The organism is Streptomyces chiangmaiensis, from assembly GCF_036281785.1.
In the GTDB taxonomy this organism is placed as follows: Bacteria; Actinomycetota; Actinomycetes; order Streptomycetales; family Streptomycetaceae; genus Streptomyces; species Streptomyces chiangmaiensis.
Window position 1 is genome coordinate 1 of record NZ_JAYWVC010000650.1, and the last position, 854, is coordinate 854.

General features: G+C 68.9%; 1 protein-coding gene and 1 pseudogene. Both read right to left on the reverse strand.

What is annotated here, in order from left to right; all coding sequences use genetic code 11:
• Positions 1-428, reverse strand: a pseudogene (locus tag VXC91_RS46200) (hypothetical protein); the annotation flags it as partial.
• Positions 425-854: hypothetical protein (locus VXC91_RS46205; RefSeq protein WP_329513303.1), on the reverse strand; the 430-nt coding region annotated here is incomplete at its 5' end. The pseudogene VXC91_RS46200 and the gene VXC91_RS46205, both read right to left, overlap by 4 nt.

Here is an 854-nt window from a genome sequence, read left to right on the forward strand (position 1 = left end):
GTCGCGGCAAGCCTGGCCAGCCCGTGTGAGTGCATCCCGTCCGGCAGGTTCAGCACCGCGTCGGCCGGATGCAGATCCCCCACACCAGTGCCGCGGTAGGCGATCCGGGTCACGGTGACCTTGCCGAACACCGTGGCCAGTGTCCGGTGTCGGTTCCGTTCGATGCGGGAACGCTCGACACCGGTGGCGTCCACGACCTCCTGCCGGCGCACCTCGTTGTCGGCCCGCAGGGTCAGGTGGTCCTGGAACAACTGCCGGGTGACCTCGCGCATCCGCGCTCCCAGCAGGTCTTCCAACTGCGCGTGCGTCATCACCGCCGCCTGAGGGGCCGCCAACTCCGTACACACCTCGGCGAACATGCCCGCCGAGGCGGCGAAAGCTTCCTCACACTCCGCGAGCGCGCTCTTGGCCGGCCCAATCACGCTCACCACCCGTGCTTCCTGCCGTCGACCTTGAACAGCCCGGACGAAGGCTCGGCCAGGATCCCGCGTTCCACCAGCCGCTTCAGCTTCGAGCGCATCCCCTCGACATGCCGCGGCTCGATCCCCAGACCCAGCTGCTGGCAGACCTCCTTGCAGCGCATCGCCGCCCCCGAGGTCGCGAAGAGGGCGATGATCTCCCGATACTCCGGCGACATCACCGTCACATCCAGCTCCGCCTCCGCCTTCACCAGTGCCACAGCAACCCCGTCCGCACCCCCACCCGCGACGTCCGCACCCGGCACCGGAGAAGACGGCGCGGCCAGCACCTCCTCCACCGTCTCCCGCGCGATCTGCAACCGCGCCAGCTGTTCCTCGACCCGCGACAACTCTTCGGTCAGACCAGCGATCTGCTCACGCAGCCGCTCAACCTGG